This is a genomic window from Acidovorax temperans (assembly GCF_028596105.1).
Classification (GTDB): Bacteria; Pseudomonadota; Gammaproteobacteria; order Burkholderiales; family Burkholderiaceae_C; genus Acidovorax; species Acidovorax temperans.
Genome location: NZ_CP117193.1, coordinates 1383430 through 1407136 on the forward strand (window position 1 = coordinate 1383430; position 23707 = coordinate 1407136).

Annotated in this window: 21 protein-coding genes and 1 tRNA gene; 13 read left to right on the top strand and 9 right to left on the bottom strand. The window is 62.1% G+C overall.

Annotated elements, in window-relative coordinates; all coding sequences use genetic code 11:
- Window positions 1-328: 328 nt before the first annotated feature.
- Entirely contained in the window at window positions 329-643 is a 315-nt protein-coding gene (locus PQV96_RS06515) for an SWIB/MDM2 domain-containing protein (protein WP_066696893.1), read from the bottom strand.
- Here PQV96_RS06515 and PQV96_RS06520 point away from each other — a divergent pair.
- Window positions 555-809 (top strand): hypothetical protein, encoded by a 255-nt coding sequence (locus tag PQV96_RS06520; protein WP_170207357.1) that lies wholly within the window; start codon window positions 555-557, stop codon window positions 807-809. The genes PQV96_RS06515 and PQV96_RS06520 overlap by 89 nt on opposite strands.
- A gap of 126 nt (window positions 810-935) precedes the next feature.
- Window positions 936-1448 (top strand): ribonuclease E activity regulator RraA, encoded by a 513-nt coding sequence (rraA, locus tag PQV96_RS06525; RefSeq protein WP_273624843.1) that lies wholly within the window; start codon window positions 936-938, stop codon window positions 1446-1448.
- Here the strand turns inward: rraA and PQV96_RS06530 are convergent.
- Window positions 1434-2384, bottom strand: a complete 951-nt coding sequence (locus PQV96_RS06530; protein WP_207374728.1) for a DMT family transporter — start codon at window positions 2382-2384, stop codon at window positions 1434-1436. The two genes, rraA and PQV96_RS06530, sit on opposite strands and share 15 nt — an antisense overlap.
- A 638-nt stretch (window positions 2385-3022) precedes the next feature.
- Between PQV96_RS06530 and aceA the strand changes: the two genes are divergently transcribed.
- The 10 genes from aceA to PQV96_RS06580 all read left to right on the top strand — a co-directional run bounded on the left by aceA (window position 3023) and on the right by PQV96_RS06580 (window position 12741).
- Complete coding sequence (aceA, locus tag PQV96_RS06535) at window positions 3023-4354, top strand: isocitrate lyase (RefSeq protein ID WP_066783750.1); 1332 nt, start codon at window positions 3023-3025, stop codon at window positions 4352-4354.
- A 286-nt stretch (window positions 4355-4640) separates the two neighbouring features.
- On the top strand, window positions 4641-6560 hold the full coding sequence (gene thrS, locus PQV96_RS06540) for a threonine--tRNA ligase (RefSeq protein WP_066696884.1): 1920 nt from the start codon (window positions 4641-4643) through the stop codon (window positions 6558-6560).
- Between the two features lie 79 nt (window positions 6561-6639).
- Window positions 6640-7245, top strand: a complete 606-nt coding sequence (gene infC, locus PQV96_RS06545; RefSeq protein ID WP_273625232.1) for a translation initiation factor IF-3 — start codon at window positions 6640-6642, stop codon at window positions 7243-7245.
- Window positions 7246-7430: 185 nt separating this feature from the next.
- On the top strand, window positions 7431-7634 hold the full coding sequence (gene rpmI / locus PQV96_RS06550; protein ID WP_005795135.1) for a 50S ribosomal protein L35: 204 nt from the start codon (window positions 7431-7433) through the stop codon (window positions 7632-7634).
- A 25-nt stretch (window positions 7635-7659) separates the two neighbouring features.
- Window positions 7660-8019, top strand: coding sequence for a 50S ribosomal protein L20 (gene rplT / locus PQV96_RS06555; RefSeq protein WP_044399160.1), 360 nt, complete (start codon window positions 7660-7662; stop codon window positions 8017-8019).
- A 101-nt stretch (window positions 8020-8120) separates the two neighbouring features.
- A complete protein-coding gene (pheS, locus tag PQV96_RS06560; RefSeq protein ID WP_044399158.1) occupies window positions 8121-9173 on the top strand; it encodes a phenylalanine--tRNA ligase subunit alpha in 1053 nt (350 codons plus the stop codon).
- Between the two features lie 122 nt (window positions 9174-9295).
- Window positions 9296-11746 (top strand): phenylalanine--tRNA ligase subunit beta, encoded by a 2451-nt coding sequence (pheT, locus tag PQV96_RS06565; protein ID WP_207374727.1) that lies wholly within the window; start codon window positions 9296-9298, stop codon window positions 11744-11746.
- A gap of 9 nt (window positions 11747-11755) precedes the next feature.
- Window positions 11756-12100, top strand: a complete 345-nt coding sequence (locus PQV96_RS06570) for an integration host factor subunit alpha (protein WP_044399154.1) — start codon at window positions 11756-11758, stop codon at window positions 12098-12100.
- A gap of 100 nt (window positions 12101-12200) precedes the next feature.
- Window positions 12201-12629, top strand: coding sequence for a MerR family transcriptional regulator (locus PQV96_RS06575; protein WP_273624845.1), 429 nt, complete (start codon window positions 12201-12203; stop codon window positions 12627-12629).
- A gap of 35 nt (window positions 12630-12664) precedes the next feature.
- A tRNA-Pro gene (locus tag PQV96_RS06580) sits at window positions 12665-12741 on the top strand.
- A gap of 261 nt (window positions 12742-13002) precedes the next feature.
- Here PQV96_RS06580 and PQV96_RS06585 read toward each other — a convergent pair.
- Window positions 13003-13860, bottom strand: a complete 858-nt coding sequence (locus PQV96_RS06585; protein ID WP_273624846.1) for a S1 family peptidase — start codon at window positions 13858-13860, stop codon at window positions 13003-13005.
- A complete protein-coding gene (locus tag PQV96_RS06590) occupies window positions 13829-14938 on the bottom strand; it encodes a hypothetical protein (protein ID WP_063460934.1) in 1110 nt (369 codons plus the stop codon). Before PQV96_RS06590 ends, PQV96_RS06585 begins: the two co-directional genes overlap by 32 nt.
- 485 nt (window positions 14939-15423) lie before the next feature.
- Between PQV96_RS06590 and PQV96_RS06595 the strand changes: the two genes are divergently transcribed.
- Window positions 15424-15759 carry a hypothetical protein gene (locus tag PQV96_RS06595; protein WP_273624847.1) on the top strand — a complete coding sequence of 112 codons (336 nt, stop codon included), beginning with the start codon at window positions 15424-15426 and terminating at the stop codon, window positions 15757-15759.
- A gap of 5 nt (window positions 15760-15764) precedes the next feature.
- Here the strand turns inward: PQV96_RS06595 and PQV96_RS06600 are convergent, their stop codons facing one another.
- The 5 genes from PQV96_RS06600 to traN are packed head-to-tail and all read right to left on the bottom strand — an operon-like array spanning window position 15765 to window position 23705.
- Window positions 15765-18539 (bottom strand): conjugal transfer protein TraG N-terminal domain-containing protein, encoded by a 2775-nt coding sequence (locus tag PQV96_RS06600; protein WP_060987588.1) that lies wholly within the window; start codon window positions 18537-18539, stop codon window positions 15765-15767.
- 21 nt (window positions 18540-18560) lie between these two features.
- Window positions 18561-20009 (bottom strand): conjugal transfer protein TraH, encoded by a 1449-nt coding sequence (locus tag PQV96_RS06605; RefSeq protein WP_060987589.1) that lies wholly within the window; start codon window positions 20007-20009, stop codon window positions 18561-18563.
- 9 nt (window positions 20010-20018) lie between these two features.
- A complete protein-coding gene (traF, locus tag PQV96_RS06610) occupies window positions 20019-20891 on the bottom strand; it encodes a conjugal transfer protein TraF (protein ID WP_060987590.1) in 873 nt (290 codons plus the stop codon).
- 7 nt (window positions 20892-20898) lie between these two features.
- On the bottom strand, window positions 20899-21291 hold the full coding sequence (locus tag PQV96_RS06615; protein ID WP_060987591.1) for a hypothetical protein: 393 nt from the start codon (window positions 21289-21291) through the stop codon (window positions 20899-20901).
- A complete protein-coding gene (traN, locus tag PQV96_RS06620; protein ID WP_060987592.1) occupies window positions 21288-23705 on the bottom strand; it encodes a type-F conjugative transfer system mating-pair stabilization protein TraN in 2418 nt (805 codons plus the stop codon). Before traN ends, PQV96_RS06615 begins: the two co-directional genes overlap by 4 nt.
- Window positions 23706-23707: the final 2 nt, after the last annotated feature.

The window sequence follows — 23707 nt, forward strand, 5'->3', positions numbered from 1 at the left end:
CGCAGGTTTTTGCCAAGGTGGCCTCCGAAAATGGGTGGTGCAGGTGGTGTGGCATCGCTCGTCAGCACGCACCGGCGGTGGCCGCGCAGCATGGGCGAGGGATGTACCAAGAGCAGACCAGAGGCAATGGCTAGATTCACGCAGCGGGGCGTGTTGTGCATGGCTATGCGTTTGTCAGCTGTTATGTATTGTATCAAATGAGGGTCATTCTCATTTGTATTGATGTTTGTAAACAACAGCGTGACCAACGGACCGAGACGCCACGGTCAGCGGGGCCAAAAAAGCAAAAAGCCGGCAGAGCCGGCTTTTGCGTCACTGGGCGAGGGGCTCAGCTGACGTGCTTGCCAATCAGGCCAGCGAGTTCGAACATGGAAACCTGAGGTTTGCCGAACAGCTCCTTGAGCTTGGCATCGGCGTTGATGTTGCGCTTGTTGGTGGCGTCTTGCAGGTTGTTGGCCTTGATGTAGACCCACAGCTTGCTGATGATCTCCGTGCGTGGCAGTGGCGCAGAGCCCACCACGGCAGCCAGTGCGGGGCTGGGGGTGAGGGCCTTCATGAAGGCTGCGTTGGGAGTGCGCTTCTTTGCCGGTGCTGCGGCCTTGTCCGCAGCGGTCTTTGCCGGAGCTTTTTTTGCAGTTGCCATGTTGGGTTTTTCCTTTTTGGACATCAATCTTCACCAGAGAAAAGCGGCTTTCCCACTGGCCAGCCGATGCTACTTTGAAAAAAACGGGTTTCCAAGGGAGAAAAGGCTTTTTTTGCCTCGATTTGTAGCGGCCCTTACCTTGGCTGCGTGGCACGGCAATGAATGATTAACAAACGTAGGCTGGCTGTGTGGCATGACTCGCCTGCAATGTCTGGTGACAATGTGAGCGTTGGAACTGGCGGCTTGAGTCCGCTGGGGCCGCTTTCTTCCTCTCTGACAAAAGGTTTTCTCCATGGTTGACCATCCAACGGCTGCATTCAGCACCTGTGATTTGTGCGACGTTCACAAAGCCGATGACAGCGGTGCATTCCGGGTGTTGCCCCCAGGCTTTCTTCACTACGGTGGCAAGGGGGCGTTTTGTGGCCCGGTTGCAACGGTAAAGTGCTTTGAGGACAACGCGCTGGTCAAGGCCGCGCTCGATACACCTGGGCAAGGCCGTGTGCTGGTGGTGGATGGCGGTGCATCGCTGCGCCGCGCACTGGTCGGCGGCAACCTGGCAGCCGCTGGGGCCCGCAATGGCTGGGCGGGGGTGGTCGTCAACGGCTGCGTGCGGGACGCTGCGGAGTTGCGGGCTGCCGCCGTGGGCATCTGCGCCTTGGGGCTGATGCCGCTGCCGACCGAGAAACGCAATGAAGGCCAGAACAACGTGGCCGTGTTGATCCAGGGCGTGTGGGTGCGCCCCGGCGATTGGCTTTATGCAGACGAGGACGGCATCGTGGTCAGTGCCACTTCACTGCTGGGCTGAGGCTGGGCTGGCCGTTTTGCGGGGCGGCAGAGTGGCCAGCAGCACACTGGCCAAGGCAATGCCCAAGGCCAGGGTCTGGATGCCAGTGAGTGTTTCGCCCAGCACGCACACCCCGACCAGCGCCGCGCTCACGGGGAGCATCACGGTGAACACGCCGCCTTGCGCGGCGGGGATGGACTTCAGCCCTGTCATCCACAGCCACACCGTCCACACGCTGGCAGCCAGCGCGTAGAAAACCAGCAGCAGCCACATGCCCGTGCCCACGGCGGCAAAGTCAAACCTGTAAGCGGTATACAGGCCCAAGGGCGTGGCCAGCACAAACCCCCAGACGTTGATCAGTGAGGTGATGCGCTTGGGGCCCAGCGAGCCGGTGAGCTTCTTGCCAATAACCGAATACGCGGCTTCGCATAGCACGGCGCCAATCAGCAGCAGTTGCCCCAGCCAGGTGAGATTGGCAGTGTTATCGCCCGCTTGCGCAGCTCCACCGTGCGCTGAATGCTCTGATTTTGATAGCGATAGCAGAGCAATACCCAGCACAGCGAGCGCTACGGCAGCCCACGTCCGGGGCGGCACCCGTTCACGCAGAAACGCCCAGCTCATCACGGCCACCGCTGCTGGAATGGCAGCCATCGTGACGCCTGCCGACACGGCACTCGTCAGGCTGACGCCATAAAGCATGCACATGGTGAACAGGAAATTGCCCAGGAACGACTCCAGGAACAGCAATCGCTTGGTCTGTGCGCTCATGGGGGGCTCGTCTGCAGGCTTGCGCAGCCAGCCCAGCATGGCAACACCGCCAATCCCAAAACGCAGCCACGCCAGCAAGAACACCGGGATGACCCCCGCCAGCGGTTTGGACAGGGCAACATAACTGCCCACCAAGGCCATGCTGAGTGCCAGACAAACGTAGGCCAAGGGGCGGCTAGGGTGGTGCATAACGAACGTGAAATAGTGCAAACAACCCCGCATCATGCACGACGGAACCCACCTTTTTGGAGTGTCACTGACTCAGGCATGGGTGTGAGGCTCCCCAGCGTGCACAACCCGCAACTGCGATGGCCGTACTGCCTGCCAGTGCCTTCGGCGCGCTTTGTCTTTGCTTTGTCTTCGTAACGCAACCCGGTATGGCTACATTGGTGTGCCATCGCAAGACAGGGAGTCGGTTGACCGACGGTTGGCGCTTGCTGGGTTGTGAACGCGTACCGAGAGCCTTTTGGCGTGAGGGGCCGCAAAAGTCTGGGGTGAGGAGGGTAGGGGCTGCATGGCCTGTTGACTCCTGCTCGTTGCGGCTCCAGCCAGCTTCAGCGTTTTTGGCTTGGTAGAAATTTCTTATCGTAAAAATTCATTTTTGCATTGTGAAATAAAAAGACGTTTCGATTGCTCTAAAAATTTCTTATTGCGATAGCAAACTACTGCATTGAGGAATGATGTATTTAAGTCATTGTTTTTAAATAAAAAAATTTATCTCTTGTATAAGACATAAGAGCTTGCTTGTGTCTTATACAAGACTTAAAGTTGTGTCCATGGGCAGAGCAAATTGCCCGGTGTTTTTAACCAACCTCAGGAGTGTCCACATGCCTCAATCCCTCAACGAACAACTGAGCCGCGAACAGCAAATTGCCGCCCTGGAAAAAGACTGGGCGACCAACCCCCGCTGGAAGGGTGTGAAGCGCGGTTACTCCGCCGCCGATGTGGTGCGCCTGCGTGGTTCGCTGCCCATCGAGTACACCCTGGCCAAGCGCGGTGCTGAAAAGCTGTGGGACAAGATCAACGGTGGCGCCAAGAAGGGCTACGTCAACGCGTTCGGCGCCATCTCCGCTGGCCAAGCCATGCAACAAGCCAAGGCAGGACTGGAAGCCGTGTACCTGTCGGGCTGGCAAGTGGCCGCTGACGGCAACACGTCTGAAACCATGTACCCCGACCAGTCGCTGTACGCCTACGACTCGGTGCCCACCATGGTTCGCCGCATCAACAACACCTTCAAGCGCGCTGACGAAATCCAGTGGGGCCGTGGCGTGAACCCTGGCGACAAGGAGTTCATTGACTACTTCCTGCCCATCGTGGCCGACGCGGAAGCCGGTTTCGGCGGTGTGCTCAACGCCTTCGAACTGATGAAGAACATGATTGCCGCAGGCGCAGCCGGCGTGCACTTTGAAGACCAGCTGGCTGCGGTGAAGAAGTGCGGTCACATGGGTGGCAAGGTGCTGGTGCCCACGCAGGAAGCCTGCGAAAAGCTGATCGCTGCCCGCTTCGCTGCCGACGTGATGGGTGTTCCCACCATCGTGCTGGCGCGTACTGACGCTGAAGCCGCCAACCTGATCACCTCTGACCATGACGCCAACGACAAGCCTTTCCTGACTGGCGAGCGCACACAAGAAGGCTTCTACCGCGTGAAGAACGGTCTGGAACAAGCCATCAGCCGTGGCGTGGCCTACGCCCCCTACGCCGACTTGGTGTGGTGCGAAACTGGCGTGCCAGACATCGGCTTCGCCCGTGAATTCGCGCAAGCTGTGCACGCTGCCTGCCCCGGCAAGCTGCTGTCGTACAACTGCTCGCCATCGTTTAACTGGAAGAAGAACCTCAACGACAGCCAGATCGCTTCCTTCCAGGAAGAGCTGTCCGCACTGGGCTACAAGTACCAGTTCATCACGCTGGCGGGCATCCATATCAACTGGTACAACACCTTCCAGTTCGCCCATGCATACGCTCGCGGCGAAGGCATGAAGCACTACGTTGAAATGGTGCAAGAGCCTGAGTTCGCAGCACGCGACAAGGGCTACACCTTCGTGTCGCACCAGCAAGAAGTGGGCGCAGGCTACTTCGACGATGTGACCACCGTGATCCAGGGTGGCTCGTCTTCCGTGAAGGCCCTGACAGGCTCGACCGAAGAAGAGCAGTTCCACTGATCTGCTCTGGCAGGTAGCGACTCAGAGCCCGGGCTTGCCCGGGCTTTTTGCTGTCCGTTCCTCGGGGATGGTTAAAATGTCGGCAGTTTCCACCTACAAGAGCGAGAAAGGCACCTTGGTTATGACACCGCGAACTACGACGGAGATCCTCACCGGCCACTAGTGGCTGGCCGTTCGCGCCTGCACGAGATGCACTCCCTCCAAAAAGCGCGGCCGGTTCCGCGCTTTTTTGTTTTGAGCTTTCTGCGGATGCAGTCGCATCTGCCCCCTTTCTTACGGACATCCCATGATTCACATTACGCTTCCTGATGGCTCGCAGCGCGAATTTCCAGGCCCTGTCACCGTGGCCGAAGTTGCTGCGTCGATTGGTGCAGGTCTGGCCAAGGCCGCATTGGCCGGCAAGATCGGTGACAAGGTGGTTGATACCAGTTACCAGATCACTGCAGACAGCCCGCTGTCCATCATCACAGCCAAGGATGCGGATGGTCTTGAAGTGATTCGCCACTCCACAGCCCACTTGCTGGCTTATGCCGTCAAGCAGCTGTTTCCTGATGCGCAGGTCACCATCGGGCCAGTGATCGAAAACGGGTTTTATTACGACTTTGCGTACAAGCGCCCCTTTACGCCTGAAGATTTGGCAGCCATCGAGAAGAAGATGGCTGAGTTGGCTGCGAAGGATGAGCCGGTGGTGCGCCGGGTGCTGCCACGCGATGAGGCTGTGGCTTATTTCAAGGGCCTGGGTGAACACTACAAGGCTGAAATCATTGCCAGCATTCCCAGCAATGAAGATGTGAGCCTGTACCGTGAAGGGGAGTTTGAAGACCTTTGCCGCGGCCCACACGTTCCTAGCACTGGCAAGCTGAAGTTTTTCAAGCTGATGAAGGTGGCGGGCGCGTACTGGCGTGGTGACCACCGCAACGAAATGCTGCAGCGCGTGTATGGCACGGCTTGGGCGAGCAAGGACGAGCTGCAGCAGTACCTCACGATGCTGGAAGAAGCCGAGAAGCGCGACCACCGCAAGCTCGGCCGTGAGCTGGATCTGTTCCACATCGACGAGCACTCGCCCGGTACCGTGTTCTGGCACCCGAAGGGCTGGACTGTGTGGCAAGAGGTGGAACAGTACATGCGCCGCGTGTACCGTGACAACGGTTATCAGGAGGTCAAGGGCCCGCAGATCCTGGATCAGAGCCTGTGGGAGAAGACTGGGCACTGGGACAAGTACCGCGAGAACATGTTTGTGACCGAGTCGGAAAAGCGCGACTATGCGCTCAAGCCGATGAACTGCCCTGGTCACATCATCATCTTCAAGCAGGGCATCAAGAGCTACCGCGATCTGCCGCTGCGGTTTGGCGAGTTCGGCCAATGCCACCGCAACGAGCCCACCGGCGGTCTGCACGGCATCATGCGGGTGCGCGCCTTCACGCAGGATGATGGCCACATCTTCTGTACCGAAGACCAGATCCAGTCGGAAGTAGTGGCTTTCACCAAGCTGCTGCAGAAGGTCTACAAGGATTTTGGCTTCACCGACATCATCTACAAGCTCTCGACCCGCCCGGAAAAGCGCATCGGCACGGAGGAAAGTTGGGACCGTGCGGAAAGCGCACTGGCCGAAGGCTTGCGCGCCTCCGGTTGTGAGTTTGAGTACCTGCCGGGGGAAGGCGCCTTCTACGGCCCCAAGATTGAATACACGCTCAAGGATGCCTTGGGACGCCAGTGGCAGTGCGGCACGATCCAGGTGGACCCCAACCTGCCAGAGCGTCTGGATGCAGAATTTGTGGGGGAAGACGGCGCACGCCACCGTCCCATCATGCTGCACCGTGCCATCGTGGGCAGCCTGGAGCGCTTCATCGGAATTTTGATCGAGCAGCATTCGGGCGCACTACCCACATGGTTGGCTCCGGTGCAGGTCTCGGTGCTCAACATCACCGATTCGCAAGCGGATTACTGTCGTGAAATTGCAGCAAAACTGCAAAAAGCACTGCCCAATCAAGACCTTAGGGTGGCCCTGGATCTGCGTAACGAGAAGATTACGTATAAAATACGCGAGCATTCGTTGCAAAAGCTGCCTTACATCCTTGTCGCAGGTGACAAAGAGAAAGCAGCAGGAGCCGTCGCAGTGCGCGCCCGAGGCAATCGTGACCTCGGTGTGATGTCGGTAGATGCGTTCATTGAACTCATCGCCAAAGACATCGCTGACAAAGCCTGATTTTGAATAAATCTAGCTCTGGGGCACGCCAGTTGCGCGGGTGTAGCTACAATTTTCGTAGCATTTTGATTCAAGGAAGATAGCCATCGCTACTGAATTTCGTGATCGTCGCCAGCGCGAAGAGCGCAAGCACCGCCTGAACCGTGAAATCATGGCCCCAGAAGTTCGTCTTTCTGGGCCTGACAACGAGCCTTTGGGCGTTGTGAGTTTGATGGAAGCCCTTCGCATGGCTGGCGAGCTGGATGTGGATCTGGTGGAAATTGCTGCAACGGCCAACCCCCCGGTTTGCCGCCTGATGGACTACGGAAAGTTCAAGTATCAGGAGCAAAAACGCGCTGCAGAAGCCAAGGCGAAGCAGACGGTCATCGAGATCAAGGAAGTCAAGTTTCGTCCTGGTACGGACGATGGCGACTACAACATCAAATTGCGCAACATCCGCCGCTTTTTGGCGGATGGGGACAAATGCAAGATCACCCTGCGTTTTCGCGGGCGTGAAATTACCCATCAGGAATTAGGTTTGGCCTTGCTGAATCGTATTCGCGATGAGTTGGCTGATTCGATCATCATTGAGCAGTTTCCCAAGTTGGAAGGGCGCCAGATGATCATGATGATCGCACCAGGCAAGAAGAAGCCTGCTGCAGCCAAGCCTGCTGCAGACAATGCAGCAGGTGGCACCGCTGCCTGAATGCGCGGAGCCGTCAGCGAGGTTTGATAAGTTTGTCGGCTTGCGTGCAAACGCATGCCGGTCAAAGGCAGTGTTCGCACTGCCAGCCCCCAGGAGTCACATCCTGGGTAAAAGTGGCTCGGGGCCAACAAGTTTGCAGATCGGTTTGCAAACGCCTCACGAGCACAACGAAAAGGAGCATTCAAATGCCCAAAATGAAGACCAAGAGCAGCGCGAAAAAACGTTTCCGCGTTCGTCCAGGTGGTACCGTCAAGCGCGGTCAGGCCTTCAAGCGTCACATCTTGACCAAGAAGACCACCAAGAACAAGCGCCATCTGCGTGGTGCAGTGAATGTGCATGAGACCAACATGGGCTCGATCGCACAAATGCTGCCTAGCGCTGGCCTGTAATAACTGACGAACAAGGAGTACATACATGCCTCGCGTCAAACGTGGTGTAACGGCCCGTGCCCGTCACAAGAAAGTTCTCGCCCTTGCCAAGGGTTTCCGTGGTCGCCGCGGTAACGTCTTCCGTATCGCCAAACAGGCGGTAATGAAGGCTGGGCAATATGCCTACCGTGACCGCCGCAACAAGAAGCGCGTGTTCCGCCAGTTGTGGATTGCCCGTATCAACGCCGCTGCACGTGAACTGGGCCTGACATACAGCCAGTTCGCCAACGGCCTGAAGAAGGCTTCCATCGAGATCGACCGCAAGATGCTGGCCGACCTCGCAGTGCACGACAAGGCTGCCTTCGGCAGCATCGTGAACCAAGTCAAGGCCAAGCTGGCTGCTTGAGATCACGATAAGAGGCTATCGTTTTGATAGCTTCTTGCGCAATAACAGCAAGGGCTAGAGCTTGAAAAGGCACTAGCCCTTGTTTATTTTCAAGAGTCGATATGAACGAGTTGGATTCTCTGGTCGAAAGCGCAAAGCAACTGTTTGCACAAAGCGCTACCCCTGCTGAGCTGGAAAATGCCAAGGCGCAGTTTTTGGGCAAATCGGGCCGTGTGACGGAGCTCATGAAGGGGATGGCGCAGCTGTCCGTCGAAGAGAAGAAGTCCCGTGGCGCTGCCATCAACCTGACCAAGCAGGCGATCGAAGCCGCACTGACCGCCCGTCGTCAGGCACTGGCTGATGCCGAGCTGCAAGCCCAACTCAAGGCCGAGGCCTTGGATGTGAGCCTGCCAGGCCGCCAGCGCGGGCAGGGCGGTTTGCACCCTGTGTCGCTCACGCTGGAGCGCATCGAGGGCATTTTCGGCTCTATGGGTTTCGATGTGGCTCAAGGCCCCGAGATCGAGACCGACTGGTTCAACTTCACTGCACTGAACACGCCGGAAGACCATCCTGCGCGTTCCATGCACGATACGTTTTACGTGGAGGGCGGCACTGCCACCGCCCCCAACCTGCTGCGCACCCACACCAGCCCGATGCAGATTCGCCATGCCGTGCAGCATGTGAAAAAGCACCGTGCGCTGCTCGACGCAGGCCAGGCCATGCCCGAGATTCGCGTGATCGCCCCGGGCCGCACCTACCGCGTGGACAGCGATGCCACGCATTCGCCCATGTTCCACCAGTGCGAAGGCCTGTGGATTGGCGAGAACGTGAGCTTCAAGGATTTGAAGGTCATCTTCACGGACTTCTGCCGCACCTTCTTCGAGAGCGACGACTTGGTGCTGCGGTTCCGCCCCAGCTTCTTCCCGTTCACAGAGCCCAGTGCCGAAATCGACATCCAGTTCCAGACAGGCCCATTGGCCGGTCGTTGGCTGGAGGTGGCGGGTTCCGGTCAGGTGCACCCCAACGTGGTGCGCAACATGGGGCTCGATCCTGAAAAGTACATCGGCTTCGCCTTCGGCATGGGGCCTGACCGCCTGACCATGCTGCGCTATGGCGTCAACGATTTGCGCCTGTTCTTCGACGGTGACATCCGTTTCCTGTCGCAGTTCCAATAACGCAAAAAAGTGAGCTGGCTGCGCTTGTATTCATTGGGTTTCACCATGTTTGGTTGCTGAAACCCTTTCGCAAAAAGCGCTAGCTGCTACTTTTTTTAAGAGCAACGCCAAAGAATCCCACTATGCAATTTCCTGAGTCCTGGTTGCGCGAATTCTGCAATCCACCGCTGACGACGCAAGAGCTGGCCGACACCCTGACCATGGCAGGGCTGGAGGTCGAAGAACTGCGTCCCGTGGCGCCTCCCTTCACCAAAATCGTCGTGGGCGAGATCAAGGAAGCTGTGCAGCATCCTGACGCCGATCGCCTGCGCGTGTGCCAGGTCGATGTGGGGCAGGGCGCCCTGCTGAACATCGTTTGCGGCGCGCCCAACGCCCGTGTGGGCATCAAGGTGCCTTGCGCCTTGGTGGGTGCCGAGTTGCCACCCGGTGACGATGGCAAGCCCTTCCTCATCAAGGTGGGCAAGTTGCGCGGTGTGGAGAGCCAGGGCATGTTGTGCTCGGCCCGTGAGCTCAAACTGTCGGAAGACCATGGTGGCTTGCTGGAGCTGGATGCTGCAGCGCCCGTGGGGCAGGACATTCGTGCCTACCTGAATCTGGACGACACGCTGTTCACCCTCAAGCTCACGCCCAATCTCGCGCATTGCCTGAGCGTTTACGGCATTGCCCGCGAGGTGTCTGCGCTGACGGGGGCTCCGCTCAAGCAGCCAGCGTTCCCAGCCGTGCCAACCCAGCTGGCCGACAAGTTGCCGGTGAAGGTCAGTGCGCCTGATTTGTGCGGTCGTTTCTCGGGCCGCATCGTACGCAATGTGAACACCCGCGCCGCCACGCCGCAGTGGATGCTGGATCGCCTGGCCCGCTGCGGCCAGCGAGGCGTGTCGCCCTTGGTGGATATTTCCAACTACGTGATGTTCGAGTTGGGCCGTCCATCGCACATTTTTGACCTCGACAAGATCCACGGCGGCCTTGACGTGCGTTGGGGCAAGGCGGGCGAGCAACTCAAGCTGCTCAACGGCAATACCGTGACGGTGGATGAAAAAGTCGGCGTGATTGCCGACGACAGCCAGGTGGAGTCGCTCGCCGGGATCATGGGCGGTGACGCCACTGCCGTTTCCGACGACACGAAAAACATCTACATCGAGGCCGCCTTCTGGTGGCCCAAGGCGGTGGCAGGGCGCTCGCGCCGTTTCAATTTCTCTACCGATGCTGGGCACCGCTTTGAACGCGGTGTGGACCCGAGCCTGACGGTGGAGCACATCGAGCGCATCACCCAGCTGGTGATCGACATTTGCGGCACGCCTGAGACAGTTTGCGGCCCTGTAGACGACCAAGTGGTGCATCTGCCCGCAGCTCAGCCCGTGGCGCTGCGCGTGGCCCGCGCAGCCAAGGTCATCGGCATGCCGCTCACGCAAGCGCAATGTGTGGACGCCTTGAAGCGCCTGGGCTTGCCCGTGACTGAGTCGGACGGTGTGATCACGGTGACTCCTCCGAGTTACCGTTTTGACATCGCGATCGAAGAAGATCTGATTGAAGAGGTGGCGCGCATGGTGGGTTACAACAACCTGCCAACGACCCCGCCCTTGGCTCCCATCACGCCCAAACTGCCCGCCGAAGCAACGCGCAGCCCCTTTGCCGTGCGCCGCCTGCTGGCCGGGCTGGGTTACCAAGAGACGATCAACTTCAGCTTCGTCGAAGAGCGCTGGGAGCATGAGCTGGCTGGCAATCCCAACCCGATCAAGTTGCTCAACCCGATCGCCAGCCAGATGAGCGTGATGCGCTCCACGCTGCTGGGCTCATTGCTGCAAGTGCTCAAGTTCAACCTGGACCGCAAGGCCCAGCGCGTGCGTGTGTTTGAGCTGGGCCGTGTGTTCTTGCGCGATGCCTCTGTGGCCAACACCGACACCACCGTGGAAGGCTTTCACCAGCCCATGCGGGTGGCGGGTGTGGCCTATGGTGCCAACGATGTGCTCCAGTGGGGGCGCAAAGAGCAGGGCATTGACTTCTTCGACGTCAAGGGCGATGTCGAAGCGATGCTGGCACCGCTGCGTGCTACCTTCGAGCCTGGTAGCCATCCGGCGATGCACCCTGGCCGCTGCGCCCGTGTGCTGATGAACGGCAAGCTGATTGGCTACGTGGGTGAGTTGCATCCGCAATGGCGCCAGTCGTGGGAGTTGCCTCAAGCGCCTGTGCTGTTCGAACTGGAGCTGGATGCCGTGCTGCAACGCACCGTGCCTCAGTTCAAGGCTGTGGCCAAACACCAGGCGGTGGAACGCGATCTGGCGATCGTTGTGGCAGAGCGTGTGACCCACAGCGAAGTCATGGCTGCGGTGGAGTCCGCCGTTCCTGCGTCACTGTTGCGTTCCGCTGTGCTGTTTGACGTGTATCGACCCAAGGCGGCCCGACCTGGGGAAGAGTCCGCTGCAGGCGGCGCTGTGGCTGCTGGAGAAAAGAGTCTGGCGGTGCGCTTGACCTTGGGCAGCGACGAAGCCTCGCTCACCGAAGCTGAAATCGAAGCGGCCGTGCAGGCCGTGGTCACGCAACTGGTCGCCCGCACCGGTGGCCGCCTGCGCGTTTGATGCTGGAAGATGCCCCAAGTGATTGAATTCGCAGTTGACAGCCTTGAGACCAACGCGCTGACCAAAGCCCAGCTGGCAGACCTGTTGTTTGACCAGATCGGCTTGAACAAGCGCGAGTCCAAGGACATGGTCGATGCCTTCTTTGATCTCATCGTGCAGAGCTTGATTGACGGCAAGGACGTGAAACTGTCCGGATTTGGCAACTTCCAGATCCGGACCAAGGCCCCACGGCCTGGACGCAATCCCCGTACCGGGGAAGAGATCCCGATCGAGGCCCGGCGCGTGGTCACCTTTCACGCCAGCAGCAAACTCAAGGAGCAGATACAAGGCAGCGCCGCTGACAGCGCGGCGTGAACCATTTATCGGATCGCCGAGAAATCTGCGCAACGACAGTGGTGATGCAGCCGCCTCTGCAGTACGCTAGGCGGTTTAACGTCTTCGTCGGTCTCCCATCATGGGCGTAACGCTTCCTGTCATTCCGGCCAAACGCTACTTCACCATCGGTGAGGTCGCTGAACTCTGCGGCGTCAAGCCGCATGTGCTGCGTTATTGGGAGCAGGAATTCACGCAGTTGCGTCCCATGAAGCGTCGGGGCAATCGCCGGTATTACCAGCACCACGAGGTGCTGATGATTCGCCGGATTCGGGATCTGCTCTACGACCAAGGCTTCACGATCAGCGGTGCACGCAACCGTCTGCAAGAGATCTCCCAGGTAGAGCGTGAAAATGCAGCGTCCATGCTTGACGTTAACGATGCGACTGATGGTGCAGAGGGTGATGCTGAACACAGCACCCTTGCAGCATCGGCGGTGGACGCTGGCGTTGTGCTGGACTTGATCGCGGTGCGTCGAGAATTGTTGGAGATAAAGGCGCTTCTTTCGTGAGAAGGTCGATTTTGTGTATATAATCTAAGTCTTGTCGGCGTGTAGCGCAGCCTGGTAGCGCACTTGCATGGGGTGCAAGGGGTCGCGAGTTCGAATCCCGCCACGCCGACCAATAACGATAAGGGCTCCTAGCTATCAAGTTAGGAGCCCTTTTTCTTTGTTCGGCAGCCAGGGGTCCACCCAGGGGTCCACCAGTTCTGGGACGGGATGGGCTTCCCTTGCGACATAGATGGGTGCAGAAACCCGAAGCGCACACGTATTCCCTGCATGCTGTAGAGGGTTTTGCGCTGGATGGGCTGGTGAACTGGTTACGTGCCCCGTGTCCGGTTTCGTTCTTGCGCGTTGCATTGGCCTGGTAAGAAGCGTCTCACCTTTAGCGCTGCTCGATTTCTCCGGGATCGGCGTGCTTGGCGCGCATTGTGGAGATCCAAGTGCTCAGGGCGCGAACTCGCGTGTAGATGCCGGCTCCCTGATGCTTCGCGCAGTCGACGCCGCGGCTGACGATGCCGATCACGAACTGTCGGCCGCCCAGCTCAGCCACGAGCGGTCCCCCGCTGTCGCCGCTGCATGCGTCCTCGACGTTCCCCCCTGCACAGATCATCAGCGTGTCCGCCAGCGGAGGTATCCCAGGACCCGATGCTTGGCATGTCGCGCCGGGATGGATGGTGACGTTCGCTGCCAGCAAGTCGGTGGAAAACACCCCCGATTCCGTGATACCCCAGCCGAAGACCTGGGCCTTCGCTCCTACGGCGTCCAGCGACGCTTCGGCCGCGGAGGCGAGTTCCAGCGGTTTTGCCGCGATGGGCTGGTCGAGCTTGAGCAGCGCGGCGTCGAAGCGCCGGGACGAGGCGCTGTATTCCAGTCCCTGGTGGTAGTAGGTCTCGAGTTCGTTGACCCGGCGCACGGTTCGCGCCGGATCATTGAGATTCCGCGTATTGGCGATGACGCGGACGTCGGAGGCGTCGATGCCATCAACGCAGTGGGCGGCGGTGAGAACCCAGCGCGATGCAATGACCGCGCCTCCGCAGCGGATTGCATCGGGGGTCTTGCGCAGCACGATTGCCACTTGCCAGGATAGCTCCAGCGATGGATCGGGCTTGAAGCCCTTGTAGATATAGGGCTTGGTGCCTTCCTGCCAAGCGGCCGCGAGGGCGAGGCCGCCGCAGCCCGCCACAGCGAGGCCGAGGAACAGCCGCCTCCTATTGGTTGCGGGCCTTGTCGAAGGAGCCATACAAACTGTCCAATGCGCTCAGATCCTTGGTGGCAGCGAACAGCGCGTCAACCAACTCGCTGGGGCTTGACGGACCGGCCTCGATAGCCCGCGTGTAGGTCCAGTACCAAGTGCGCAAGCTGGCTAGAGTCCGGTCGGCGATCGTGAGAGCGCCCAGCACCTTGGCGTGCGCTGCTGCGGTCTCGGCGAACGCGTCTGCGGCCTGCAGGTTGAGAGTGCGGGGCAAGGCCGGGTTTCGTGCATCGCGTAGCAGTAGCAAGGCCTTGCGCTCAAGGTATTGAAGGTGCTCGCGCAGCATACGGGAGTAGGCGCTGCGCGCACCCGGTGGTACTTTGGACTTGCGCAGCTCCGGATCGTTGGCGATGGCGCCTTGGCTCGTGCTGGAATCGAGTTGGTCCAAGGCGACAGCCACCTCTGCCTTGTAGATGGCGACGTACTGGCGTAGCGCGGCAGCGCGAAGCTCGCGGTCCGCGATCTGCTCGATCTTGAGGATGAGCGCGCCGACTGCTTGGATCACAGCTACCGAGCCCAACGCCTTGACATCCGTGCCGAAATCAGGCCCAGTGATCTCCGCAGCAAAGTTCTGTCGGATCACAGTGCCGCAGTCCAATTCGCGCTTCACGATATCGGCCTCCTGCTCGGCCGCGTCCTTCCGGCGTTGTATTTCCCGGGCCTGGTAGTCGCCCAGTGCAGTGAGGCTGTTGAGCGTCTTCTGTGTGGTGGCGATGCTCTGCTGATAGCCCGAAAAGCTGGCATCGGGTTCCTTGCTGAGCACGGTCAGCTGCCGCTGGAATGCGTCCAGCGCATCGAGCGCTTCTGCCGGAATCGGTGGAGGCGGCGCGCACAGCGCGCTGATCATGCCATTTAGTTCAGTGGCGTCCACCTGGCTGTTGAGAATGGGCGCGGCTGCGTAGAACGCCATCCGTGCAGCGTCCGCCTCGGCCTGACGTTGTCGCAGTTGTGAAATGACGGGGCTCACTTTCTCCGTGAGCGCCTTCTGCTGGCTGAATGTGGCACAGCCGCTCGCTAGCAGCGAGAGACCAGCCGCCGCCGCTGCCTTTGAGATCCGCTTCATCATCCGCCCCTCCGTTGGTTGCATTTCCGATACGAAGGGAATGTAAACGTCATTGCCAAAAGCGACAAAGAGGATTTGTCATCGGGAAATCCGCCCGTTCACGCTCGCGGCACCTGTGCCATTCGCGGCCCGCGCAAGTGCCTCAGTCGATTCAAGCGGTTCGGCAGCGCTCTCAAGCTGTGGGGCACGCGCGAGCCATCGCAGTGACACCGTGCTGGCGGTCATCTGCCTGGACAACGCCGAGGTGATCTCCATCAAAGAGCGCAAGCGTTAGCCGACCGTGTGCCGACGGTCGCTTTCGACGTGATCGAGGCTGCAGTCCGCGAGACGCAGACGGCAGTCTAGGATTCGCAGGGCTCCCAGGAAGATTGAGGAACTCGGACATTCGACGGCGCCAGCCGACCATATCGTGTGGTGAGAGGCTGGAAGGCCCTTGGAGGTCTTGACATGAAGGTCGCCGCTGATAGGGTAACTGTCAGGAGGTGCTCATGCGAAAAGCCATCTTCCTCTTCTTCCTGCTGCTGGGCGTCGGCGCTGGGTACCTGCCTGCACGCAACGACGACTGGGGCCTGCGCATCGTCATGATGGCCGTGGGCGCGCTGTTCGGCGGAGCAATCGGCGGTGGGTTGTCACAGATCGGGAAACGGCAAGGTCGCCTTCCACTCCAAACCGAAGAAGAAATCGAGCCCATCCCTGGGGGACTTGGAACGTCAAGCCGTGATGTCGCGGCCAACTACTGGCGCGATGAAGGACACATGCCGTTCATGAAGCCACCGCGACCGGAGCTTGGAAACCACATGTTCGACGCCGACAAGAACATCTAACGGATCTACTTCTTCAAGGCGTCCTTAACGGCTTGAGTCGCATCATTGATGATCGGGGCGGCGTCTTCTTTGATCTGCTTCCCAGTCTGCTTCATCAGGGAACGCTCGGAAGCTAGGGTGCCGTCTGGTGTCTGCGTGATCTGGGCTTTTCGGTCGAATCCTCCCTGATCGGCCGAAGTGCTTGCCCGGATGCGCTGACCCTCCTGATGAATCGTGCTGCGCACCGATGAAGGCGAACCCGCCATCGGCGCGGGGGGCGCTGCGCCGCCACCGAACCGGCGCACGTCACCTTGATTCGATTGGTGGCGCCCTGTGAGGTCGGGTGCAAGTGCCGGATCGCCGGAGTTCCGCAGGTGATGGGCCTGAAGGTCGCCAAAGGTCGTTGGCACCGCCGTGCCGTCCGAGAACACGCTATGCGGGCGCAGGGATTGTCGGGCCAGTTCCGCTTCCATCAGCACGTGCGCGGAGGCGCTGTTGCCGCCGTACTGCTCGGCGTAGCGGGTGAACATGGCGAGGTTGTGCGGGTCCTGGGCGATGTCGATAGAGATCGTCTCGCCCCGTTCGTACGCTGTCGAGACGCGCTCCGCGAAGGCGCTTCGCTCCGCGAGGCTTGCGTCGGCACGCTCCGAGCGTGTAGCGGTCGAAGACAGGCGTGAGGCGAGGTCCTGGGCTTCACGTGCATCGCTCGCTATGACGTTCATGAAGCTCCTGTCCTGCGATGCTCGGTCGCCGAACTGCTTGAACTCGGCAAGTTGTTCACTCGTCATGGAGGCAAGAGCCTGCTGCTCTGCCTTGGACAAACCCGATGCATAGGCCTTCTCAGCTGTTGCGTTGCCTTGTAGACCGAAGAGGGGGGTGTTGACGCCAAGTCGGCCAGAGGCCCCCAGCGCTATTCGCGCGACCTGCGCCTGTGTCAGGCCCGTGGTGTCCGAGACGCTCCTGCTAATCTGGTCCAGCCGATTGAGCGTCTCGCCGAACTGCTCGAAGCTGCTCGACGTGGAGCCGCTGCTGCTGCGCGACGACCGCAACTTGGCCACGCCCTTCGTGAAGGCCTCCGCCAGTACGGACGAGCGCTCGCTGCTGGCCGCCACCGCCTCGCTGCGCGCGGCATCCACCTGCCGGCTGGCGTCCTGCACGTCCTGTTCGGACACCCGCATCGACACGACCCGCGATGCGTAGCCCTGGTTGCGCAGCAGGCTCACCGCCGTCCTGCCCGTGAGCGCGTTCGCCGAGAAGGTGTTGCCGCTCAGGTCGTGCTGCCAGCTCCCCATGAATGCCGAGGTACGGTTCGGCGCGAGCTGCATCTGGTCCATGGAGACGTTGCCCAGCGACGTATTGCCGACGGTGACCGCCGAAGTCGAGCCCGACAGCATGGCCTGCAAGCCTGACAGCCCGCCCACCAGCGCCGTGCCGAAGTTCTCCATCCTTTTCAGTGCGGCCCAGGCTACAAAGGGAATGCTAATGGCGAGATACCCCACGATCGCCTCACCCGAGAGCGCGCGGGAATAGATCACCGAGGCCGTCTGCAGCGCCAGCGCCTTCGTGCCGGTGCCCAGGTCCGCCGCGGCTGCCAGGTCGTAGGCCGCGTAGATCGAGGCCATGTAGTTGAGGATGGCGTACAGCGGAGGCCAGAGCTGGATCCAGATCAGGATCGACGCATACCCCTTGAACGCCATCATCGTCTCGCGGCCGCTGGTGAGCAGCAGCAGGAGCACGAACAGCGGGAACATCGCGTAGGTGACCGCTTCGATCACGTTGCGGAAGACGGGCAGCGCCTGCTCGGCGACCTTGCCGTAATTCAGCCACGAGGCGTTCATCTGGGCGACGGCCTGGGCCCGGCCCACGGCCAGCACCATGGCCGCCGGGTCATTGACCTTCTGCCCGACGATCTTGCCCGTGTCCTCAAGCGCGTTGAGCATGGCGTTCTGCCGGATGATGTCCGCGGCGGTGGCTGACGCATTGGCAATGCTGTTCTTGAGGTAGGCCTGCTGGATCTGGCCTGCGATCGCGGCCGCCGCCGCGGTGCCGGGTAGCGTTGGGTTGAGCTGGAAGGCCAGACGCCCCTGGATGCGTTGGAGTTGCGCCGGCAGCCGGCCATTGAGGCTCTGGTACACGTTCGGGCAGGTGTCCACGCCCACGGCGCCGCCTGCGCCCGTGAGCGTGCTGAACCGCGCAGGGTTGGGCGAGGCCATCAGCGGCCAGACATCGTCGGAGGCGGAGAAGGTGGCCGGATCGAGCGAGCTGTCGATCAGGTCATACATCGCGCAGTTGTGAATGAAGTTCACGAGGTCCGTGCGGAAGGCGGGGTCCTGGAACACCACGTTGCCGGTCTCCCTGACCAGGCGGTTCCCGAACATCAGGCCGTTCTGCTGGTAGGAGAGCTCGGCCGGCAAGGCCCCCGCGCCGGGGATCACCTGGAAGGCGGTCTCGAACAGCCCGGTGAGCGTGTGCCCGATGGTGCTGGTCAGGCTGCCCAGCAGCGCCACCCCGAAGGGCACGTTGTCCACGACCTTGACCGGCGAGCCGCCGGTCTTGTCGATGATGCCCACGGTGACCTTCGGGACGATCAGGATGCCGAAGACCAGCACCACCGAGGCCAGCCACTTCCAGCCTTGGAGCTTTTCAGGGGCGAACGCGTAGGCGATCAGGGCGGCGACGAAGCCGCAGAAGGCCACCGCCGCGACTGCCGATGCGTAGTCGCCGGAGGCGTGGATCGCGGCGGACGCATTGAACACCCCAAACAGGCTGTCCGCGTTCTGGTAGGCGTAGATCTCCCACATGGTCGTGCCCTACCATCGGCGTCAACGCGACAGGTGGGCCGCCTGCTGGCCCAGCATGTCCATCACATGCTGGGGCATGCTCGAGCGCAACTGGCGCTCCAACTGCTCCAGGTGGCTGGCGACGGCGCGGTAGGAACCGACCTTCGCATACAGGAGGTTCTTCTCCTGGGAGATCTGCAGCAGGATGGCCTGAGCGCGCTGGCGGATCTGGTTGGCCTGGTCGCGCTGCGCCTGCTGCAGCGTGTAGTCCTTCGCCAGGGCCGCCATGCCCAGGCGCAGGTTCCTTTCGAGAAAGACGTAGGCGTAGTCCGCCGCGATCACGTCGCGGTACTGGCCGATTAGGCTGTCGGCCAGGCCCGAGCCCGGGATGCTGGTGCCGACCGAAAGCATCTTGTAGACCGGCTCGGTGGTCTGGTTGACGAAGCCGACCTCGGCGGAGTTGTTGGGGATCGCCGTGCGGGTGGCGATGCGGTCGGCGATCGAGCGCATCATGGTCTCCACGCGCGCCGTGAAGGGCACGTGGTCGTAGGCGGTATTGGTCGAGACGACGTCGCAGGCCGAATAGTCGTTGCAGCGCAGCAGGTGCTGGATGACGTTGTTGCCCGAACCGGCTGCCTGGCCGTAGAGCAACTGGCTGATCGACGTGAGCGTCGGGGCGATCGGCTCCGGATCGCGCCCCGATTCCTCGGGGTAGTAGATGACGGTGCCGACCATGCTCATGATGAGCTCGCGCCCCGCGTCGTCGAGGTAGGAGCCGGTGTACTGCAGCGCCTTCCAGGTCAGGTTGCCCACGAACGGAGCCTTGTTGCGCACGTTGGCGTCACCCGAGGAGCGGGCGGAAGACAGGATGCTGGGCCGGTCGGTCGAGCAGCGCCGGCGGGCCGCGTCGCGGTCGCTCTCCAGGCCCATCTCCATCGCCAGGTCCGAGCAGGTTTCCTGCGAGCTGTAGCCCACCGCCTCGGCTGCGGAGCTGACGATCGCCTTCGCGGTCTCGCAGGAGTTGATCCGGGCGTTGTTGATCCAGGTCTCCAAGCCCTTGGCCCACTTTGTCAGGCCACCCAGCAGCGGGGAGACGGCCTCGAGCGCGAGCTGGAACGCTATGCCGGGCAGCGCGGCCGTGATGTTGCGCAAGAGGTTTTTGAACTCCTGCGCGGAGATGTGCGAGAACGAGCCGCCGAACACATCGATCCCACCGCAGCCCGCCTTCACGCTCGGGAACTGGATCGCCGCGAGCTGGTAGACCTTGTTGGGCGAGCGCATCATGAGCGAACCGCCTGTGTAGGTGTTGTAGGTCTGGCCGCGGAACGCGCCCGGTGCGGTGTAGTTCCCTATGGCGCCCAGGTTGTTGAACATGTCGTTGACCTCGCTGTTGAGGTCGGCGCGCGCCGGCAGCGTGGCGGACAGCATGGCCAGGGCCACCGCCAGCGCGACGGCCTTGCGGGCATGGACAGGACGGGAGGGATGGGACATGGAGACCTCCTAGGGCAGGGCCATGTGCTGGGTCGCGCTGGGCAGCATGGCCTCGCCGGTGGGCGAGGAAACGATGGCGATGCGCTCGAGCAACTGCGACTCGGAGAGCACGCCGGAGCCGATCGGGGTGATCTTTCCGGTGGCGGGCTGGGCCAGGAACACGGCCGGCACCTGGGTCACCTGCAGGGCCGTGGCGATGCCGTTGTCGGGGCGGGAGCGCGGGAAGCCCGGCATCGCGCCGCCATCCACGCTCACGGCCACGACCTGGATGCCATGGCGTGCCTCGAACGCCTGCAAGGTGGGCGCGAAGGTGTGGCAGTACGGGCAATCGCTGCGGTAGAAGAAGATGAGCACGTGGTCGCGGCCCAGCGTGGCGACCGAGGCGGAGCGGTCGGTCCGTTGCTGGCGTTCGAAGACTTCCAGCGCCTGGGCGTTGACGGGCCGGCCCTGCAATGTCGGATCGAGCTCGGGCGTGGCCCAGGCCACGCGTTGCGCCACATCGGCGAAGTAGGATGCACGGTTCACCACCTGCATCTCCAGCTCCATGTAGCGCCGCACGTTGGACTCGGTCGGCCGCATGATCGCGATGTTGCGCAGGTCTTCGAGGGTCTTCTGCAGCCGCTCGAATTCCACCAGTTCGGGCGGACGGGGCGAGGCGACCGGCTGGGCCGGCTTGGCCGGGGCGGCCTGGGCGCGTGGCGGCGCGGGATCCTCCAGCGGAGGGTCTTCGTAGAAGTGCCAGCCGCGCCAGCGGTCGGACCAGTAGGCGCGGGTCTCGCCGTGCCCGGCGGCAGGGGCCGCTTCCTGAGCCGCAGCGGCGCTGGCGACCAGCGCCAGAACCGGCAGCAACCGCAGGCACGCAGGGGAGGGACGGATCGTCATGACGTCCTCACAGCAGCGACTTCGGCGGCAGGCCGTCGAGGCAATAGTTGATGCCGAACTCGATCGTCTGCTTGCGCGGCGCCGCCATGTTGGGCAGCTTCACGCCTTCCTGCCAGAAGAGCACCTTGAGCCGGCTGCAGCCCGCCTCCCGGTAGCGCTTCGCGGTGGACACATCGATGTAGATCGGAGAGGTGGCCTGGAAATGCCGGGTGATCGCATCCGCCACTTCGCCGGTGAGCACGCCGTGGGCCGTGCCGTCCGCTGACTGCAGGGCCGCCAGCAGGACGGGCCGCGCATCCGACACGGGCGTGCGGACTGGCTCGGCATGCACTCGCGTGGCGAGGAGGAGGATCAGGGCGATGCCTGCGAAGCAGCACCCGGCGCGGGTGGCGGTGTTCATTGGCATCTCCCTTTGCCGTAGTAGCAGTTGCTTGCGCGGCCGGCGGCGCCGCCCTGCATCGCGCCCACATCGGGCATGTTCGGCACGATCGACGCATAGAACTCGGTCAGGTCCATGCGAGCGAAGTCCAGGCTCTGCAGCTGTGCGATCGTGAAGCCCGAGCAGTCCGGCCCCTCGGCTGTGCCCCACCACTTCGCGACCTGAAGCCGACCCTGCTCGTTGATGATTCGGGCCAGAACCGAGTTGAAGCAGCACTTGGTCGTGGTGTGCGTGATGCAGGAGACGCACTTGCCCAGGACGCGGATGCACGATGAGCAGTAGGTGCCGACCGTGTGGCACAGCCGCGCACCTTCCTTCATCGCGAGCTTGCCTTCCTCTTCGTCGCAGGAGATCGCCGACATCACCACGTAGATGACGATCGCGATGACCAGGCTCCATGGGTCGAAGGCCACCACCACGCTCTCGCCGGCATAGAGCACCGCCGAGCCGGCAGGCAGGGCCGTGCCATTGATGGCCACCGTGACGCCGTAGGTGGTAAAGCTGCCTGAGAACCCGCCGCTCATCAGCAGCGCCTGCATACCGTGGTAGAGGAATTCGCGATTGCCGGAATTCATCAACACATCGAAAACCAGCCTCGACCCGACGCCGAACATGCTCTGGTTGCTCATTCCCCTGCCGGCCGAGTCCGAGGTGCAGCAGTTCTTGAGCAGCCGGTCGCGGCAGCGGTTGGCTTCGCCCTTGAAAACCTGCAGGTTGTCTGTGTCGAGGTAGACCCCGGCCTCGCGTCCCGCTTCCAGGAAGGACATCGACCGGGCGAAGTCGGCATCGTTGGTGTAGGTGGTGTTGAAGCAACTGCCCGCGATGCAGAAGACGTCGGTCGGGCAGTTACGCGCCGTCACCGCCGAGCTGGCGGCCACCGGGCAGTTGTAGGTGTTCTCGGCGACCTCGCAGGTGCCTGTGGCCGGGTTCATCTGGCGGCAGACCGTGCTGTTCGGGGTGCAGCCCGCCGCGGCCAGCGGCGCGCACTCGTCGGTGGGCGCCCCATACTGGCACGAGAGCGAGGTCTCGTAGCGCCAGCACGCGCGCGTCACCGACGCCCCGTCGATCACCTTGGTGGCCGGTCCTCCGACGCAGCGCGCCGCGCCGGTGATGGCGCAGCGCCCTTCGCTCTCCAGCGCGGGGCACTGATCGTCCCACTGGTCGGACTCGGTCACCGTGGTGTGCGGCCGCTCGAAGCTCAGCGCCATCTGCGGGATCGGGCCGTACAGCGGGTTCAACCGGAAGCCGACGATGGGACGGTTTCCGCCGGGACGCCAGTAGGAAGCCGGGTAGGTACCCGTCGTGTCCTGGCCCGGCGCGTCGCTGGGGTCGGTGCTGGGGGCATAGCAGCGGCCCTCTTCGAGGTAGGTGATCTGGGTGTCACCGGCGTCGCCGCCCGAGCCGGTCGTGTAGGCGATCCGGTCGCCGCTTTGCGTGCCGGCGGGGCAGGCGCCGTAGACCTCGAGGAATGGGCGCTCGTTGGTGCAGTTCGTGTCTCCGGAGTCCCCGCCGCCGCCCATGCAGACCTGGCGGTATTCCTGCGCGATGAAGCCGGTCAGTCGGCAGGCGTCGCCATTGCAGCGGTTGTTCACGACCCAGACGCCGTTCTGGCCCCCCGGCGGCCACGAGGGGATGGGCAGGGGCGCCACCATCTGCGGAAACACCAGCCCCGAGGCGGCGTCCACGTCGAAGAAGGCTACGGGCACGCCGCCGCTGGTCACCCGGAAGCGTTGCCCTGAGGCCGGCTGGTCCGGCTTGCACTGCACGGCCAACGCGACGCTGCCGGACGCGGCCTGGGCGAACCACTCGCCCGGCGGGCAACTGCTGGTGCGTGAGATCGACACGGACAGCGTGCGGCCGCAAGACTGGGCCGTCGCGCCGCTGTACTGTCGGCATACGCGGGTCTCCGCCGAAGGCGTGGCCACGGTGTATATCTGGCAGCCGCTGTAGTAGCTGGCGATGTCCTCCAGTGCCGTCGAAGGGTTGGCCGCCACGCGGCGCGCGCCAAGGACGGCAGGGTCGTAGGGCGAGACGGCCTCGCGCGGCGTGTTGGCCGAGGCCCGCGCGCCGAGCAGTGCCTGGCAGGTGGGATCGTTCGGGGTTGTCGCGCAGGCGGCGAGCCGGGCGCTGGTCTGGCCTGAGAGGTTGGGCTGGCCGTAGTAGCCGCGCTCGGGGGGCGTGGTGGTGTAGCCCGGAACCACCGCAGAGGCGTCGGGGGCGTTGATCGCGCCGCGGATCACAGGGTTGGCGGCCTGGCCCGCGGCCGTGCCCTCAGCATGCGGTCCGGTTTGGGCGGCCGTCTGCGTCGTGACGAAGCAGGTCAGCGTGAACCAGACGATGGTCCGGCGCAGCAGAAGGGAGAGGGCGAGGCGCATGG

Bases quoted from the DNA above. Each gene is read 5' to 3' on its own strand.
- PQV96_RS06520 (WP_170207357.1), top strand. From the start codon at position 555: ATGAAGGCTGCGTTGGGAGTGCGCTTCTTTGCCGGTGCTGCGGCCTTG.
- PQV96_RS06515 (WP_066696893.1), bottom strand. From the start codon at position 643: ATGGCAACTGCAAAAAAAGCTCCGGCAAAGACCGCTGCGGACAAGGCC.
- rraA (WP_273624843.1), top strand. From the start codon at position 936: ATGGTTGACCATCCAACGGCTGCATTCAGCACCTGTGATTTGTGCGAC.
- PQV96_RS06530 (WP_207374728.1), bottom strand. From the start codon at position 2,384: ATGCACCACCCTAGCCGCCCCTTGGCCTACGTTTGTCTGGCACTCAGC.
- aceA (WP_066783750.1), top strand. From the start codon at position 3,023: ATGCCTCAATCCCTCAACGAACAACTGAGCCGCGAACAGCAAATTGCC.
- thrS (WP_066696884.1), top strand. From the start codon at position 4,641: ATGATTCACATTACGCTTCCTGATGGCTCGCAGCGCGAATTTCCAGGC.
- rpmI (WP_005795135.1), top strand. From the start codon at position 7,431: ATGCCCAAAATGAAGACCAAGAGCAGCGCGAAAAAACGTTTCCGCGTT.
- rplT (WP_044399160.1), top strand. From the start codon at position 7,660: ATGCCTCGCGTCAAACGTGGTGTAACGGCCCGTGCCCGTCACAAGAAA.
- pheS (WP_044399158.1), top strand. From the start codon at position 8,121: ATGAACGAGTTGGATTCTCTGGTCGAAAGCGCAAAGCAACTGTTTGCA.
- pheT (WP_207374727.1), top strand. From the start codon at position 9,296: ATGCAATTTCCTGAGTCCTGGTTGCGCGAATTCTGCAATCCACCGCTG.
- PQV96_RS06570 (WP_044399154.1), top strand. From the start codon at position 11,756: ATGCCCCAAGTGATTGAATTCGCAGTTGACAGCCTTGAGACCAACGCG.
- PQV96_RS06575 (WP_273624845.1), top strand. From the start codon at position 12,201: ATGGGCGTAACGCTTCCTGTCATTCCGGCCAAACGCTACTTCACCATC.
- PQV96_RS06585 (WP_273624846.1), bottom strand. From the start codon at position 13,860: ATGGCTCCTTCGACAAGGCCCGCAACCAATAGGAGGCGGCTGTTCCTC.
- PQV96_RS06590 (WP_063460934.1), bottom strand. From the start codon at position 14,938: ATGATGAAGCGGATCTCAAAGGCAGCGGCGGCGGCTGGTCTCTCGCTG.
- PQV96_RS06595 (WP_273624847.1), top strand. From the start codon at position 15,424: ATGCGAAAAGCCATCTTCCTCTTCTTCCTGCTGCTGGGCGTCGGCGCT.
- PQV96_RS06600 (WP_060987588.1), bottom strand. From the start codon at position 18,539: ATGTGGGAGATCTACGCCTACCAGAACGCGGACAGCCTGTTTGGGGTG.
- PQV96_RS06605 (WP_060987589.1), bottom strand. From the start codon at position 20,009: ATGTCCCATCCCTCCCGTCCTGTCCATGCCCGCAAGGCCGTCGCGCTG.
- traF (WP_060987590.1), bottom strand. From the start codon at position 20,891: ATGACGATCCGTCCCTCCCCTGCGTGCCTGCGGTTGCTGCCGGTTCTG.
- PQV96_RS06615 (WP_060987591.1), bottom strand. From the start codon at position 21,291: ATGAACACCGCCACCCGCGCCGGGTGCTGCTTCGCAGGCATCGCCCTG.
- traN (WP_060987592.1), bottom strand. From the start codon at position 23,705: ATGCGCCTCGCCCTCTCCCTTCTGCTGCGCCGGACCATCGTCTGGTTC.